The organism is Actibacterium sp. MT2.3-13A (assembly GCF_018139985.1).
Lineage (GTDB): Bacteria > Pseudomonadota > Alphaproteobacteria > Rhodobacterales > Rhodobacteraceae > JAGSOU01.
The window spans coordinates 76067-91047 of sequence record NZ_JAGSOU010000004.1 but is presented as its reverse complement, the minus strand read 5'-3'; the positions used below and the strand labels follow the sequence as shown (position 1 = coordinate 91047).

The following is a 14981-nucleotide window of genomic DNA, read 5'->3' as shown; positions in this document are numbered from 1 at the left end:
GCGAAAGATGCCGGAATTTCTGCCGAAAGAGGTGCGCGAGGGGCTGGAGCGGGCCCGCAAGGCGGCGTTGCGAAAGAAAAGCCGGCTGCGGGTGCACGCGGGCGACGAGATCTACCCGGTGCTTCGGTTCTGGGAGGACGGCTTCGCGCTGGAGGCCGAGCGCGCGCCGCATCTGCGCGGGCTGGTCGATATCTACGAGGGCAGCCGGCATCTGTATCAGGCGCTGATCGTGACTTCCTCGGAAGAGGCGGGCGAGCGGCGCTTCGAGTTCAAGCGCAATACCGCTGCCGCCGACCGCGCGCCGCTGGATTACGACCGGCCCGACGACGCGCCGGTCGCCCTGCTGGAGGGTTAGGCGCCCCTATTGCAGGTCGGCAAAGGCCGCCTGGACGCGCTCGACCGCCTGTTCGACGATCGCTCGCGGGGTGGCCAGGTTGAAGCGCAGGAACGCCTCGCCCCCGGTGCCGAAGCTCGGGCCGTGGTTCACGGCGATCCGCGCGTCCTTTTCCACCCGGCGCGTGAATTCGTCCTGCGCCATGCCGGTGTCGGTGAAATCGACCCAGGCCAGATAGGTCGCCTCCAGCGGCATGGATTTCAGTCCCGGAATGGCGTTGATGCCCGCGTCGAACAGGCGCCGGTTCCCGTCCAGATAGGCCATCAGCGCGTCCACCCATTCGGCGCCCTCGGGCGAATAGGCGGCGGTGGCCATGACCAGCCCGAAGGAATTGGGCGACAGCCCAAGCGCCGCCATCCGGCCGGCGAACCTCTGGCGCAGCCCCCCGTCGGGAATGATCACGTTGCCGGTGTGGCTGCCGGCGATGTTGAAGGTCTTGGTGGTGGCGGTCATCATCACCAGCCGGTCTTCGATCCCGTCGATCAGCGCCATGGGGATGTGCGCGTTCGGGGCGTAGACCAGATCGTGGTGGATCTCGTCCGAGACCAGGATCAGGTCATGGCGCCTGGCGAAATCGGCCACGCCCTGCAGCTCCTCGCGCGTCCAGACCCGACCGCCCGGATTGTGCGGCGAGCACAGCACGAGCATCCTTTCCGCGCCGGTCATCCGCGCATCGTAGGCGGCGAAGTCCATCTCGTAGCGGCCTTCGTCGTTGACCAGCGGGCATTCCACCACCGCGCGGCCCGCGGCTTTGATGACGCGGGCGAAAGCGTGATACACCGGGGTGAACAGCACCACCCCGTCGCCGGGCGCGGTGAAGGCATCGACGCACATCGCCGTGCCGTTCACCAGCCCGTGGGTGGTGAAGATCCAGGACGGGTCGATCTGCCAGCCGTGGCGGGTCTGCATCCACCAGCCGATGGCCGCGCGGTAGGATGCGTCGTCGCCGAAATAGCCATAGATCCCGTGATCGACCATGCCCTGCAACGCGTCCGAGACGCATTGCGGCGGGCGGAAATCCATGTCGGCCACCCACATGGCGATGCCGCCGTCCTTCGGCACGCCGTAGGTCGGCTCCATCATGTCCCATTTCGCCGAATGGGTGCCGTGGCGGTCGATGATCTCGTCGAAATTCATGGGCGCGTCCTGTATCGGGGTTCCGGTTTGCGGGTGCTGCGTGAGTGGTTGCGTCACCCGTTTCCGCATTTTCCGTAATATTCGGCACAGTTTTCCAAATCAATCAAAATTCATGGGAAATTTTTCTGGATTTACTTATTGGCGGAGGAAGATGTTTCCGCGAATTTCCGCCGGAACACTCTGCCGCAGCCCATTGCACCACAATCGCCCATCGCCTACATCACGGCCATGACGACACGCCCTATCCTGATCCATCCCGACCCGCGGCTCAAGAAGGTTGCCGATCCTGTGGCCGAAATCTCGGCGGAGATGCGCGCGCTGGCTGAGGACATGCTCGAAACCATGTATGACGCGCCCGGCATCGGTCTGGCCGCGCCGCAGATCGGCGTGCTCAAGCGCCTGATCGTGATGGATTGCGTCAAGGAGGAGGGCGCATCGCCCGCGCCCATGGCGCTGTTCAACCCCGAGATCACCTGGAGCTCGGACGAGACCAGCGTCTACGAGGAAGGCTGCCTGTCGATCCCCGAGCAATACGCCGAGGTCACCCGCCCCGCCGAGGTGCGCGTGCGCTGGCAGGATCTCGACGGCAAGCTGCGCGAAGAGCAGTTCGACGGCCTCTGGGCCACCTGCGTGCAGCACGAGATCGACCACCTCAACGGCAAGCTGTTCATCGACTACCTCAAGCCGCTGAAGCGACAGATGATCACCCGCCGGATGCAGAAGCTGAAACGCGAGCGGGCCCGGGCGTGAGCCTGCGGCCGATCCTCACCCCGCCCGATGCGCGGCTGCGCCAGGCCGCGGCGCCGGTGAGCGCGTTCGACGCCGGGTTGCGGGATCTGGCCGAGGAAATGGCCGCCATCATGTATGCCGCCCCCGGCCGCGGCCTGGCCGCGCCGCAGATCGGCGAACTCAGGCGTCTCTTCGTCATGGATACCGGATGGAAGGACAGCGGCCACCGTTCGCCCCGCGTGATGGTCAACCCCGAGATCCTCCGCGCCAGCGACGCCTCCCAGGTGATGGAGGAGGGCTGCCTGTCGCTACCCGGTGTGGTGGTGCCGGTGACCCGCCCGGCCGAGGTCACGCTGCGCTGGCAGGATCTCGACGCCGTGCCGCGCGAGGAGCCCTTCACCGGCTTCGCCGCCGCCTGCGTGCAGCATGAGCGCGACCATCTCGACGGCATCCTCTGCACCGACTATCTCCCCGAAGACGCCCGCGCCGCCGCGCTCGCCCGACTGGAGCCCCGTCCATGATCCGTCCCTTCCTGCCCTGGCCCGACCCGCGCCTGAAAACCCCCGCCGCGCCGGTGGCGGCGATCACCGACGAGATCCGCGCGCTCTGGGACGACATGGTGGAAACCATGGACGCGATGCCGGGCTACGGCCTCGCCGCGCCGCAGATCGGGGTGCTGCTGCGCGTGGCCGTTGTCGACTGCTCCGAGACCCGCGGCAAGGCCATCCGCATGGCCAATCCCGAGATCCTGCATGCCTCGGCCAGGCTGCGCGCCCATGACGAGGCCGGCCCGAACCTGCCCGGCGTCTCGGCGGTGATCGAACGCCCCCGCGCGGTGACCGTGCGTTTCCTGAACGAACAGGGCGAGACCGAGGAGCGAGATTTCGTCGATCTCTGGGCGACCTCGGTGCAGCACCAGATCGACCACCTGAACGGCAGGATGTATTTCGACAACCTGTCGAAGCTGAAACGCGACCGGCTGCTGAAACGGGCCGAAAAACTGCGGAGGCGCTGACATGCGCGTGGTCTTCATGGGAACGCCCGATTTCTCGGTGCCGGTTCTGGACGCGCTGGTGGCGGCCGGGCACGAGATCGCCTGCGTCTACTGCCAGCCGCCCCGCCCGGCGGGCCGCGGCAAGAAACCCCGCCCCACGCCCGTGCATGCAAGGGCCGAGGCGCTGGGCCTGCCCGTGCGCCACCCCGCCAGCCTGCGCGAGCCGCAGGCGCAGGCCGCGTTTGCCGCGTTGAACGCCGATGTCGCCGTGGTGGTGGCCTACGGGCTGATCCTGCCGCAGCAGGTGCTCGACGCCCCCGAACACGGTTGCCTGAACATCCATGCCTCGCTGCTGCCGCGCTGGCGCGGCGCGGCGCCCATCCACCGCGCGATCATGGCCGGAGATGCCGAGACCGGCGTCTGCATCATGCAGATGGAGGCCGGCCTCGACACCGGCCCGGTCTTGATGCGCGAGGCCACCCCGATCGGCGCGGAGGAGACCACCGGCGATCTGCACGAGCGGCTGTCGCAGATGGGTGCGCGGCTGATCGTCGAGGCGCTGGACCGGCGCGCCAGCCTCGTGCCGCAGCCCCAGCCCGACGCGGGCGTCACCTATGCCGCCAAGATCGACAAATCCGAGGCCCGCATCGACTGGACGCGCGCGGCGGAGGAGATCGACCGCCAGATCCGCGGCCTCTCCCCCTTTCCCGGCGCCTGGTGCGAGATGGAGGGCGAACGCATCAAGCTGCTGCGCTGCCGCCGGACCGAAGGGCGGGGCGCGCCCGGAGCGCTGCTCGACGGGCTGACCGTCGCCTGCGGCACGGGCGCCATCGAAATCATCGAGGCGCAGCGCCAGGGCAAGCGCCCCATGCCCGCCGCCGACTTCCTGCGCGGCCTGCACAGCCGCCCCGCGCGCCTGGACTGAACACCATCTTCCCAAAGCCCGCCGCAGCGGGCATAGTCGGGACATGCATGTGCTCTATCTCGTCATCGTCGGTGCCGCCGCGGGCTTCCTCGCCACGCGGCTGATGGATGTCCAAACGAATGTCGTCGCCACCGTCGCCATCGGCATCGCGGGGGCGCTGATCGGCGGGCTGGTGCTGCGCTTCTTGCTGCTGCTCACCGGCGTGGCTGCCGGTTTCATCGGCGCGATCCTCGGCGCGGCGCTGCTGATCTGGCTCTACCAGACCTATATCCAGAGGCGCTGAGCCGCCCCTTCTTCTTGGTGAAAATACTCACGGCGCGACCTCGCCGCGCCAGCGCCGGCCTATTTGAAGGGCGCCATTCCCGCCCGGGCCAGCTCATCCGCGCGTTCGTTCTCGGGGTGGCCGGCATGGCCCTTGACCCATTGCCATTTCACCGCATGGCGGGCCTGCGCCGCGTCCAGCCGCTGCCACAGCTCGGCATTCTTCACCGGCTTTTTCGCGGAGGTCTTCCAGCCGTTGCGCTTCCAGCCGTGGATCCACTGGGTCACGCCATTCTTCACATAGGCGCTGTCGGTGACCACGGTGATGGAGGAGGCGCGCTCCAACACCTCCAGCGCGTTGATCGCGGCCAGAAGTTCCATCCGGTTGTTGGTGGTCGAGGCCTCGCCGCCGCACAGCGTGCGCTCCTTCAGAACCGCCTCGCCCTGGCGCGCCTGCAACAGGACGCCCCAGCCGCCGGGGCCGGGGTTGCCGCTGCAGGCCCCGTCGGTAAAGGCATAAAGCTCAGCCATGGGCCCCTCCGGCTCTCGACGGGGACAGGCGGCGGCCAGGGCGCGGGATCATGCCGGCGCCCTCAGCACACGGGGGACCTTGAACTCGACGTTCTCGGTGGCGGTCTCGACCTCGGTCAGGGTCACGTCGAACCGCGCGCGGCAGGCGGCGATCACCTCGTTCACCAGCACCTCGGGGGCCGAGGCGCCGGCGGTCAGGCCGAGCGCCCTGATGCCCTCGAGGGCGCGCCAGTCGATTTCGTCCGCGCGCTGCACGAGCTGGGCATAGGCGCAGCCGTTGGCCGAGGCGACCTCGACCAGGCGGCGCGAATTCGACGAGTTCGGCGCGCCGATCACCAGCAGCGCGTCCACCCTGGGCGCGATCGCCTTGACCGCGTGCTGGCGGTTGGTGGTGGCGTAGCAGATGTCTTCCTTGTGCGGCCCCACGATGGCCGGGAACCGCGCCTTGAGCGCGGCGACGATCCCGGCAGTGTCGTCAACCGAAAGGGTGGTCTGGGTGATGAAGGCCAGTTTTTCGGGATCGCGAACCTCGAGCTCCGCCACGTCGGCCTCGGTCTCGACCAGCAGCACCTCGCCCGGCGGCAGCTGGCCCATGGTGCCGATGGTCTCGGGGTGGCCGGCATGGCCGATCATGACCATCTGAAGGCCGTTCTGGTGGTGCCGCTCGGCCTCGATATGCACCTTGGAGACCAGCGGGCAGGTGGCATCGACATAGACCATGTGGCGCCGCGCGGCCTCGGCCGGCACGGATTTCGGAACACCGTGGGCCGAGAAGATCACCGGCCGGTTGTCGGGGCAATCCGCCAGTTCCTCGACGAAAACCGCGCCCTTCTCGCGCAGCCCGTCGACGACGTATTTGTTGTGCACGATCTCGTGCCGGACATAGACCGGCGCGCCCCATTTCTCGAGCGCCATTTCGACGATCTTGATGGCCCGGTCCACGCCGGCGCAGAACCCGCGCGGCGCGGCGAGATAGAGGGTGAGAGGCGGTCTGGTCATCGGCGTAACCCCGGCAAAGCTCGGCTTTTGTCGTTCGCCCCCTCCATATGGGGTGGCGCGGGATTTGGCCAGCGCCCGATCACGCGGCTGTCATTTGACCTTCCGGCAGGTGGAAGGCGTAGCCGGGATCGTCGCGACAGGACCGCAGAAGGAGGAATTGCAGGTGAAAAAGCGCGTGGTTTTGAGTGCCGGTGCGGCGTTACTGGCCGCAGCGGGGGCAGCGATCGCGGTGTCCGCCAGCGGAACGGAGCAGGCGGGCCTCGTGCCCTACCGCGACGCGGCGGCCGTGGCGCGCGGCGCGGAGCTCTACGCGCAGAACTGCGCCGCCTGCCACGGCGCCCGGCTGCAGGGCGAGGCGAACTGGCGCGCGCCCAAGCCCAACGGGCGGATGCCCGCGCCGCCGCATGACGAGACGGGCCATACCTGGCACCATCCCGACGCGCAGCTCTTCGCGATCACCAAGCACGGCACCGCCGCGCTGCTGGGGGGCGCATATGAGACCGACATGGCGGGATTCGGTGGCGTGCTGTCGGATCGCGAGATCCTGGAGGTGCTGGCCTATATCAAGAGCACCTGGCCACGCCGGGTGATCGAGACCCACGACCGGATCAACGCCGGCAGCTAGATCAAACGAAAATGGGGCGCGCCCGTTCGGCGCGCCCCGGAAGGTCACATCCCCGATGAGCGCGAAGCTCAGTCTTCCTCGGCGAACTCCATCGTGGTCTCGACGCGGGGCTCGCGCGGCGGACGGCCGATGACCTCTTTCAGCTCGTCGAGCTCGATGAAGTTGTCGGCCTGGCGGCGCAGTTCGTCGGCGATCATCGGCGGCTGGCTGCGGATGGTCGAGACCACCGAGACGCGGACGCCCTGGCGCTGCAGGCTTTCCACCAGCGGGCGGAAATCGCCGTCGCCCGAGAACAGGACGATGTGGTCGACCTTGGGCGCCAGCTCCATCGCATCGACCGTCAGCTCGATGTCCATGTTGCCTTTCACCTTGCGGCGGCCCTGGCTGTCGACATATTCCTTCGCCGGTTTGGTCACCATCGAGAAGCCGTTGTAGTGCAGCCAGTCGACCAGCGGCCGGATCGGAGAATAGTCGTCATTCTCGAGCAGCGCGGTGTAGTAGAATGCGCGCAGGAGCTTGCCCCGGCGCATGAACTCCTGTCGGAGGAGCTTGTAGTCGATGTCGAACCCCAGCGCCTTGGCAGCCGCGTAGAGGTTGGACCCGTCAATGAACAGCGCAAGCCGTTCGTCACGATAGAACATGAAAAAATCCTTCCGAAATGGCGTTCCGCGGGTCGCGTTCTGTGAGTGGTGTGTCCTAGGAATGCGGAACGAGCAATGAAAATAGGGCCTAAATCGAGTGTCGCAACACCTTCTTTGTCGTGAAACTGATACAAAAGTACTGGTTGCGCTGGGCGGGAACGTAACGTCACCCGCCGGCGGGCCCGCGGAGACGGTTCTGGCCGGGCTGCGCGCGGTGGAAAACGAATCAGTTCGGCTGCTCCGCGCGAGCCGGCTGTTCGCCACCCCGTGCTTCCCGGCGGGGGCGGGGCCCGACTTCGTGAACGCGGTCGCGCTCTATGCCACCAGCCTCGCCCCGGAGGCGTTGCTGGCGCATCTGCACGGGGTCGAGCGCGGCCTCGGCCGGACCCGCGACACGCGCTGGGGCGCGCGCACCCTCGACCTCGACCTTCTGGACTATGGCGGGCAGGTCCGGCCCGATGCCGAGACCCTGCTCCGCTGGATCGCGCTGCCGCTGGAGGCGCAGAAGGCCACGGCGCCGGACGAGCTGATTCTGCCGCATCCGCGTCTGCAGGACCGCGGCTTCGTTCTGGTGCCGCTGGCCGATGTCGCCCCCGGTTGGCGCCATCCCCTCCTCGGGCTGACGGTCGAGCAGATGCTCGCGGCGCTGCCGGAGGAGGAGAAAGCGCAAATCAGGCCGCTTTGACCCGGATTCCGCCCTTGTCAAGAGCCTTGCAACGCAATAGGTATAACGCTCCGACTTCCACGACGAACTGGAGTGTTTCATGGCCCGCGTGACGGTTGAAGATTGCGTTGACAAGGTTCCGAACCGGTTTGAGCTGGTGATGCTGGCCGCCCACCGGGCGCGCGAGATTTCCGCCGGCAGCCAACTGACCGTGGACCGCGATAACGACAAGAACCCGGTGGTCGCCCTGCGCGAGATCGCCGACGAGACCCAGCTGGCCGACGATCTGCGCGAGCGCATGATCGAAAGCAACCAGACCCAGATCGAGGTCGACGAGCCGGAAGAGGACTCGATGGCGCTTCTGATGGGCGGCGGGGCCGAGCCGGACAGGCCCGCCGATGACGACATGTCGGAAGAAAAACTGCTGCGCGCCCTGATGGAAGCGCAGGGACAGGGCTGACGGGGCGCAGCGCGCGCCCCCGGGAAAGTTGCGGAAGAAATGCCGAAGATCGATGTCGAAGACCTGATCTCGCTGGTTCGCAACTATAACCCGAAGACCAACGAAGACCTGATCCGCCGGGCCTATGCCTATGGCGAGAAGATGCACGAGGGGCAGTTTCGCCGCTCGGGCGATCCCTATTTCTCGCATCCCGTGGCGGTCGCCGCGATCCTGACCGAGCAGCAGCTTGACGATGCCACCATCGTCACCGCGCTGCTGCACGACACGATCGAGGACACCAAGTCCACCTACAAGGAAGTGGCCGAAAATTTCGGCACCGAGATCGCCGAGCTGGTGGACGGCGTGACCAAGCTGACCAACCTGCAGCTCTCCAGCTCGGAAACCAAGCAGGCGGAGAACTTCCGCAAGCTGTTCATGGCCATGTCCAAGGATCTGCGCGTGATCCTGGTCAAGCTGGCCGACCGGCTGCACAACATGCGCACCATCAAGTCGATGAGCCCGGAAAAGCAGGTCCAGAAGGCCCGCGAGACGATGGACATCTTCGCGCCGCTCGCCGGCCGCATGGGCATGCAGTGGATGCGCGAGGAGCTGGAGGATCTGGCCTTCCGCGTGCTCAACCCCGAGGCGCGCAGTTCGATCATGCGGCGCTTCATCACGCTGCAGCGCGAGACCGGCGACGTGGTGCGCCAGATCACCGACGACATCCGGGGCGAGTTGGACAAGGCCGGGATCGAGGCCGACGTCTTCGGTCGCGCCAAGAAACCCTATGGCATCTGGCGCAAGATGCAGGAGAAGGACCAGGGCTTCTCGCGGCTGTCGGACATCTACGGCTTCCGCATCATCACCCGCAACGAGGCCGACTGCTACCGCGCGCTGGGGGCGATCCACCAGCGCTGGCGCGCCGTGCCGGGGCGGTTCAAGGATTACATCAGCCAGCCGAAATCGAACGGCTACCGCTCGATCCATACCACGGTGTCGGGGCGCGACGGCAAGCGCGTCGAGGTGCAGATCCGCACCCGCCAGATGCACGAGGTGGCCGAGGCCGGCGTTGCCGCGCACTGGGCCTATCGCGACGGCGTGCGGGCCGAGAACCCCTTTGCGGTGGACCCGGCCAAGTGGCTGGCCGCGCTGACCGAGCGCTTCGAGAGCGCCGAGGACCACGACGAATTCCTCGAACATGTGAAGCTCGAGATGTATTCCGACCAGGTGTTCTGCTTCACGCCAAAGGGCGACGTGGTGAAGCTGCCCCGGGGCGCGACGCCGCTGGATTTCGCCTATGCGATCCACACGAGGATCGGCGACAGCTGCGTCGGCGCCAAGGTCGATCACATCCGCGTGCCGCTGTGGACGCGGCTGAAGAACGGCCAGTCGGTGGAGATCATCACCGCCGAGGGCCAGCGCCCGCAGGCCACCTGGATCGACATCGTGGTCACCGGCCGCGCCAAGGCCGCGATCCGCAAGAGCTTGCGCGAGGAAGACCGCGAGCGCTTCATCAAGCTGGGCCGTGAACTGGCCCGCGTCGCGTTCGAGCATATCGGCAAGAAGGCCACCGACAAGGCGCTCAAGACCGCGGCCAAGACCCTCGGCCTCGAGGACGGGCAGGAGGTGCTGGCGCGCCTGGGCAGCGCCGAGTTGCGCGCGCAGGAGGTGATCGAGGCGCTCTATCCCGAACTGGCGCTTTCCACCGGGGACGAGGTTGACGCCGCGCGCGCCGTGGTGGGCCTGTCGCCGGGGCAAAGCTTCACCCGCGCACCCTGCTGCCAGCCGGTTCCGGGCGAGCGCATCGTGGGGATCACCTATCGCGGCCGTGGCGTGGTGGTGCACGCGATCGACTGCCCCAACCTGGCCGAGGTCGAGGACCAGCCCGAACGCTGGATCGACCTGCACTGGGATTCGGGCCGCCACCCGGCGGTGCACACGGTCACGCTGAACGTCACCATCCGCAACGATGCCGGCGTGCTGGGCCGGATCTGCACGCTGATCGGCGAGCAGAAGGCCAATATCAGCGACCTGCATTTCGCCGACAAAAAGCCCGATTTCTATCGTCTCCTGATCGACGTGGACATCCGCGATGCCGAGCATCTGCACACGGTCATGACCGCGCTGGAGGCGGAAAGCGATGTGGCCGAGATCGCGCGGTACCGCGATCCGGACCGCAAGCAGGGATAGAGCGCGGGGAAGGGAGCAGAAATTGGTATTCAAGCGCCGCGATAAACGCTCTGTGCTGCAGATCGTGGCCGATGCCATCTACCCCAAGGGAGGATGGGCGCGGGCGTTCCATTACGTCAAGCACCGCGTGCGCCGCCTGCCCGACAGCCCCGAAAAGATCGCCCGCGGCGTCTTCGCCGGGCTGTTCGCCACCTTCACCCCGTTCTACGGCCTGCATTTTGTCGTCGCCGCTCTGGTCGCGCGGCTGTTGAACGGCAATATCCTGGCCGCCCTCATGGCCACCTTCTTCGGCAACCCGCTGACCTATCTGCCGATCGGGGCGATCGCGCTGAAAACCGGGCATTTCCTGCTGGGCACCGAGTTCGACGAGGAGGTGGACCATTCGCTGATCCACAAGTTCACCGGCGCCGGCGAGGACCTGCTCAACAATCTGTGGGCGCTGTTCACCGATGCGGATGCGCACTGGACCCGGCTGGCGGATTTCTATCACGAGGTCTTCTTCCCCTACCTGATCGGCGGCATCCTGCCCGGCATCCTGACCGGCATCATCGGCTATTATCTCAGCGTGCCGCTGATCGCCGCCTACCAGAAGCGCCGCCGCGGCAAGCTGAAGAAGAAACTGGCCGAGCTGCAGGCAAAGGCGGCGGCCAACAAGGCTGACGAGACGGCGTAACCCGACTAGAGTGCGGCGCCACGGAATACAGGAAGGGCTCAGGGCATGACCGATGATGCAGGCAAGCTGCGGCTTGGGGTGAATATCGACCACGTGGCGACCGTCCGCAACGCGCGCGGCGGGACATATCCGGACCCGCTGCGCGCCGCCAGGCTGGCCGAGGAGGCCGGCGCCGACGGCATCACCGCGCATCTGCGCGAGGATCGCCGGCATATCTCGGACGCCGATATCGACGGGCTGATGGAACACCTGAGCGTGCCGCTGAACCTGGAGATGGCCGCCACCGCCGAGATGCAGGCCATCGCCCTGCGCCACCGCCCGCACGCCGTCTGCATCGTTCCCGAAAAGCGCGAGGAGCGCACCACCGAGGGCGGGCTGGAGGTCGCGCAGGACGAAAACCGGCTGGCGCATTTCATCGCGCCGCTGCGCGAGGCGGGCTGCCGGGTGTCGATCTTCATCGCCGCCGACGCCCGGCAGATCGAGGCCGCGCACCGGATCGGCGCGCCGGTGATCGAGCTGCACACCGGCGCCTATTGCGACGCCCATGCCGAGGGCCGGTTCGACGCGCGCGACGCAGAGCTTGAGCGCCTGCGCAAGATGGCCGCCTATGCCCACAGCCTCGGGCTGGAGGTGCATGCCGGCCACGGGCTGACCTATGAGACGGTGAAACCGATCGCGGCCTTCCCCGAGGTGCGGGAGCTCAATATCGGCCATTTCCTGATCGGCGAGGCGATCTTCCGCGGCCTCGGCCCCGCGATCGCCGAGATGCGCCGGCTGATGGATGAGGCGCGGGCTTGACCGCCGGGCGGGCCGGGACTTTCCTAAAAAGTCTTGGCAAAGATCTTCTCAGGATTCTTTCCCGCGCGAGGACGGAGATGGGGGTGGCATGATCCTTGGCATCGGCTCAGACCTGGCCAATATCGAGCGCATCCAGCGCACGCTGGATCGTTTCGGCGACCGCTTCCGCGACCGCGTCTTCACCGCGGCCGAGCAGGCCAAGGCCGAGCGGCGCGCCGACACCGCCGGCACCTATGCGAAGCGCTGGGCGGCGAAGGAGGCCTGTTCCAAGGCCCTGGGCACCGGCCTGCGCATGGGCATCGCCTGGAAAGACATGGCGGTGTCGAACATCGACACCGGCCAGCCGGTGATGCAGGTCACGGGCTGGGCGGCCGAGCGGCTGGCCGCCATGACCCCGCCGGGCCATGAGGCGATTATCCACGTCACGCTGACCGACGATCACCCCTGGGCGCAGGCCTTCGTGGTGATCGAAGCGCGGCGGCTGGCTTGACACCCCCTGCCCGCCCCCTCATGTAGCGGGCACAACCCGCAAAAAACGGCAGGATTCTGAGCAATGGCGAAAGCGACGAAAGAAGACGGCGGCCTCGTCGAAACGATCAAGACGGTGGTCTACGCGCTGCTGATCGCGGGGGTGTTCCGCACGCTGTTCTTCCAGCCTTTCTGGATTCCCTCGGGCTCGATGAAGGACACGCTGCTGATCGGCGACTTCCTGTTCGTCAACAAGATGGCCTATGGCTACTCGCGCTATTCCTGCCCGTTCTCGCTCTGCCCGTTCGAAGGGCGCATCCTGGACAGCGCGCCCGAGCGCGGCGACGTGGTGGTGTTCCGCCATCCGGTGAACGGCACCGATTTCATCAAGCGGCTGATCGGCCTGCCCGGCGACACCATCCAGATGAAGGACGGCGTGCTGCATATCAACGGCGCGGCGGTCGGCCTGGAGCAGGGCGGGCAATTCTCGGAACCCTTCCAGAAACAGGGTCCGATGGGCTATTATCCGCGCTGCGAGAATGCCCCGGTGGGCGAGGGCGGAACCTGCACCAAGACCCGCCAGATCGAAACCCTGCCGGGCGGGGTGAGCCACGACATCCTGAATGTGGGCGAGGGGTTCTTCTCGGACAACACCAAGGTGTTCACGGTGCCGGAGGACCACTATTTCTTCATGGGTGATAACCGCGACAACAGCCAGGACAGCCGCTACAGCCAGCTCAATGGCGGTGTGGGCTATGTGCACAAGGACTACCTGATCGGGCGGGCCGACCGGATCATGTTCTCCTCGGCGGGCCGGTCGCTGTTCTTCGTCTGGACCTGGCGGCCCGACCGTTTCTTCAAGGCGATCGAGTGAAGCTCTCGGCGGACCTGATATCCTTTTCGCACCGGCTGGGGCATGAGTTCTCCCGGCCGGAGCTGCTGCTGCGCGCGGTCACGCATTCCTCGATCTCCTCGCCGACGCGGCCCGACAACCAGCGGCTGGAATTCCTCGGTGACCGGGTGCTCGGCCTGGTGATGGCCGAGGCGCTGCTGGGCGCGGACAAGGGGGCGACCGAGGGCCAGCTGGCGCCGCGGTTCAATGCGCTGGTGCGCAAGGAGACCTGCGCCGACGTGGCCCGCGAGATCGACCTCGGCGCGGTGCTGAAGCTGGGCCGCTCGGAGATGATGTCGGGCGGGCGGCGCAAGCAGGCGCTGCTGGGCGACGCGATGGAGGCGGTGATCGCCGCGGTCTATCTCGACGCCGGGTTCGAGGCCGCGCGCGAGGTGGTTCTGCGGCTGTGGGGTGCGCGCGTCCACACCGTCGACGAGGACGCACGCGACGCCAAGACGGCGCTGCAGGAATGGGCCCAGGCCCGCGGCGCGCCGCCGCCGCGCTATATCGAGATCGCGCGCTCAGGCCCCGACCACGCGCCGGTCTTCACCATCGCCGCGCGGTTGCAGAGCGGCGAAGAGGAACGTGCCAGCGCCGGATCGAAACGCGCCGCCGAACAGGCTGCCGCCCGCGCGCTTCTGGACAGATTGGAGGCCGGAAATGGCTGAGACGAAAGCGGGCTTCGTGGCCCTGATCGGGGAACCGAATGCCGGCAAGTCGACCCTGCTGAACCGCATGGTCGGCGCCAAGGTGTCGATCGTCACCCACAAGGTGCAGACCACCCGCGCCCGCATCCGCGGCGTGGCGATCGAGGGCGACGCCCAGATCGTCTTCGTCGACACGCCGGGCCTGTTCCGGCCGCGCCGGCGGCTGGACCGGGCCATGGTGGCCGCGGCCTGGGGCGGCGCGGCGGATGCCGATATCGTGGTGCTGCTGGTCGAGGCGCATCGCGGCCTGACCGACGGGGTGGAGAAGATCCTCGAGGCGCTGCGCGAGCGGGTCGCGCCCAACCGGAAGGTGGCGCTGGCCATCAACAAGATCGACCGGGTGAAATCGGAGGTTCTGCTGGCGCTGTCGCAGCAGATGAACGAGGCCTTTCCCTTCGTCCGGACCTTCATGATCTCGGCCGAGAAGGGCTATGGCGTCGATGACCTGCGCGGCTGGCTGGCCGAAGAGCTGCCCGAGGGGCCGTGGCTCTATCCCGAGGACCAGATCGCCGATCTGCCCATGCGCATGATCGCGGCAGAGATGACGCGCGAGAAGCTGACCCTGCGCCTGCACCAGGAGCTGCCCTATCAGCTGACCGTGGAGACCGAGAACTGGGAGGAGCGCAAGGACGGCTCGGCCCGGATCGACCAGGTGGTCTATGTCGTCCGCGACGGGCACAAGGGGATCGTGCTGGGCCACAAGGGCGAGACGATCAAGGCGGTCTCCAAGGCTGCGCGCGAGGAACTGGAGGCGTTTCTCGGCCGCAAGGTGCACCTGTTCCTGCAGGTCAAGGTGCGGCCGGGCTGGCTGGACGAGGCCGAGCGTTACGGCGAGATGGGCCTCGATTTCCGCGATGGCGATTGAGCGCCTGCGGCGCAAGGCTTTTGTCCTGCTGAGGGGCGCTGCCCCTCAG

The 14981-nt window shown here is 67.2% G+C and carries 20 protein-coding genes; 16 read left to right on the top strand and 4 right to left on the bottom strand.

The window, feature by feature from the left end; genetic code table 11:
- Positions 1 to 7: 7 nt before the first annotated feature.
- The gene (locus KCI33_RS05435) at positions 8 to 355 is read left to right on the top strand and encodes a hypothetical protein (RefSeq protein ID WP_212523748.1); all 348 of its coding nucleotides are present in this window, start codon (positions 8 to 10) and stop codon (positions 353 to 355) included.
- A gap of 6 nt (positions 356 to 361) precedes the next feature.
- Here the strand turns inward: KCI33_RS05435 and KCI33_RS05430 are convergent, their stop codons facing one another.
- On the bottom strand, positions 362 to 1531 hold the full coding sequence (locus KCI33_RS05430; RefSeq protein WP_212523747.1) for a MalY/PatB family protein: 1170 nt from the start codon (positions 1529 to 1531) through the stop codon (positions 362 to 364).
- Between the two features lie 228 nt (positions 1532 to 1759).
- Between KCI33_RS05430 and def (KCI33_RS05425) the strand changes: the two genes are divergently transcribed.
- Genes def (KCI33_RS05425) through KCI33_RS05405 form a run of 5 tightly spaced genes read left to right on the top strand, consistent with a single transcriptional unit; the run spans position 1760 to position 4462 of the window.
- A complete protein-coding gene (gene def, locus KCI33_RS05425) occupies positions 1760 to 2281 on the top strand; it encodes a peptide deformylase (protein WP_212523746.1) in 522 nt (173 codons plus the stop codon).
- Positions 2278 to 2781: a peptide deformylase gene (gene def, locus KCI33_RS05420; protein WP_212523745.1), complete on the top strand. Its 504-nt coding sequence runs from the start codon at positions 2278 to 2280 to the stop codon at positions 2779 to 2781. The genes def (KCI33_RS05425) and def (KCI33_RS05420) overlap by 4 nt, the downstream gene beginning before the upstream one ends.
- A complete protein-coding gene (gene def / locus KCI33_RS05415) occupies positions 2778 to 3275 on the top strand; it encodes a peptide deformylase (RefSeq protein ID WP_212523744.1) in 498 nt (165 codons plus the stop codon). Before def (KCI33_RS05420) ends, def (KCI33_RS05415) begins: the two co-directional genes overlap by 4 nt.
- A gap of 1 nt (position 3276) precedes the next feature.
- A complete protein-coding gene (fmt, locus tag KCI33_RS05410; protein ID WP_212523743.1) occupies positions 3277 to 4179 on the top strand; it encodes a methionyl-tRNA formyltransferase in 903 nt (300 codons plus the stop codon).
- 43 nt (positions 4180 to 4222) lie between these two features.
- Positions 4223 to 4462 carry a GlsB/YeaQ/YmgE family stress response membrane protein gene (locus KCI33_RS05405; RefSeq protein WP_212523742.1) on the top strand — a complete coding sequence of 80 codons (240 nt, stop codon included), beginning with the start codon at positions 4223 to 4225 and terminating at the stop codon, positions 4460 to 4462.
- Between the two features lie 59 nt (positions 4463 to 4521).
- Here KCI33_RS05405 and rnhA read toward each other — a convergent pair whose 3' ends face one another.
- Positions 4522 to 4971, bottom strand: coding sequence for a ribonuclease HI (gene rnhA / locus KCI33_RS05400; RefSeq protein ID WP_212523741.1), 450 nt, complete (start codon positions 4969 to 4971; stop codon positions 4522 to 4524).
- A gap of 48 nt (positions 4972 to 5019) precedes the next feature.
- Complete coding sequence (ispH, locus tag KCI33_RS05395) at positions 5020 to 5970, bottom strand: 4-hydroxy-3-methylbut-2-enyl diphosphate reductase (protein WP_212523740.1); 951 nt, start codon at positions 5968 to 5970, stop codon at positions 5020 to 5022.
- 163 nt (positions 5971 to 6133) lie between these two features.
- Here ispH and KCI33_RS05390 point away from each other — a divergent pair, with 163 nt between their 5' ends.
- Complete coding sequence (locus tag KCI33_RS05390; protein WP_349252181.1) at positions 6134 to 6595, top strand: c-type cytochrome; 462 nt, start codon at positions 6134 to 6136, stop codon at positions 6593 to 6595.
- A 68-nt stretch (positions 6596 to 6663) separates the two neighbouring features.
- On the opposite strand, the gene KCI33_RS05385 is transcribed toward KCI33_RS05390, so the two are convergent.
- A complete protein-coding gene (locus KCI33_RS05385; RefSeq protein ID WP_212523739.1) occupies positions 6664 to 7236 on the bottom strand; it encodes an NYN domain-containing protein in 573 nt (190 codons plus the stop codon).
- Positions 7237 to 7333: 97 nt separating this feature from the next.
- Between KCI33_RS05385 and folK the strand changes: the two genes are divergently transcribed.
- The 9 genes from folK (at position 7334) to era (ending at position 14932) form a co-directional block, all read left to right on the top strand.
- Positions 7334 to 7921, top strand: a complete 588-nt coding sequence (gene folK, locus KCI33_RS05380; RefSeq protein WP_212523738.1) for a 2-amino-4-hydroxy-6-hydroxymethyldihydropteridine diphosphokinase — start codon at positions 7334 to 7336, stop codon at positions 7919 to 7921.
- Between the two features lie 79 nt (positions 7922 to 8000).
- Entirely contained in the window at positions 8001 to 8360 is a 360-nt protein-coding gene (rpoZ, locus tag KCI33_RS05375) for a DNA-directed RNA polymerase subunit omega (RefSeq protein WP_212523737.1), read from the top strand.
- Positions 8361 to 8399: 39 nt separating this feature from the next.
- Positions 8400 to 10529: a bifunctional (p)ppGpp synthetase/guanosine-3',5'-bis(diphosphate) 3'-pyrophosphohydrolase gene (locus KCI33_RS05370; protein ID WP_212523736.1), complete on the top strand. Its 2130-nt coding sequence runs from the start codon at positions 8400 to 8402 to the stop codon at positions 10527 to 10529.
- A 22-nt stretch (positions 10530 to 10551) separates the two neighbouring features.
- Positions 10552 to 11202 carry a DUF2062 domain-containing protein gene (locus KCI33_RS05365; RefSeq protein ID WP_212523735.1) on the top strand — a complete coding sequence of 217 codons (651 nt, stop codon included), beginning with the start codon at positions 10552 to 10554 and terminating at the stop codon, positions 11200 to 11202.
- A gap of 45 nt (positions 11203 to 11247) precedes the next feature.
- Positions 11248 to 12000, top strand: coding sequence for a pyridoxine 5'-phosphate synthase (locus tag KCI33_RS05360; protein ID WP_212523734.1), 753 nt, complete (start codon positions 11248 to 11250; stop codon positions 11998 to 12000).
- Positions 12001 to 12088: 88 nt separating this feature from the next.
- The gene (gene acpS / locus KCI33_RS05355) at positions 12089 to 12490 is read left to right on the top strand and encodes a holo-ACP synthase (RefSeq protein ID WP_212523733.1); all 402 of its coding nucleotides are present in this window, start codon (positions 12089 to 12091) and stop codon (positions 12488 to 12490) included.
- A 63-nt stretch (positions 12491 to 12553) separates the two neighbouring features.
- Positions 12554 to 13342 carry a signal peptidase I gene (lepB, locus tag KCI33_RS05350; RefSeq protein ID WP_212523732.1) on the top strand — a complete coding sequence of 263 codons (789 nt, stop codon included), beginning with the start codon at positions 12554 to 12556 and terminating at the stop codon, positions 13340 to 13342.
- Positions 13339 to 14028 (top strand): ribonuclease III, encoded by a 690-nt coding sequence (gene rnc / locus KCI33_RS05345; RefSeq protein ID WP_212523731.1) that lies wholly within the window; start codon positions 13339 to 13341, stop codon positions 14026 to 14028. The genes lepB and rnc overlap by 4 nt, the downstream gene beginning before the upstream one ends.
- Positions 14021 to 14932, top strand: a complete 912-nt coding sequence (era, locus tag KCI33_RS05340; protein ID WP_212523730.1) for a GTPase Era — start codon at positions 14021 to 14023, stop codon at positions 14930 to 14932. The genes rnc and era overlap by 8 nt, the downstream gene beginning before the upstream one ends.
- Positions 14933 to 14981: the final 49 nt, after the last annotated feature.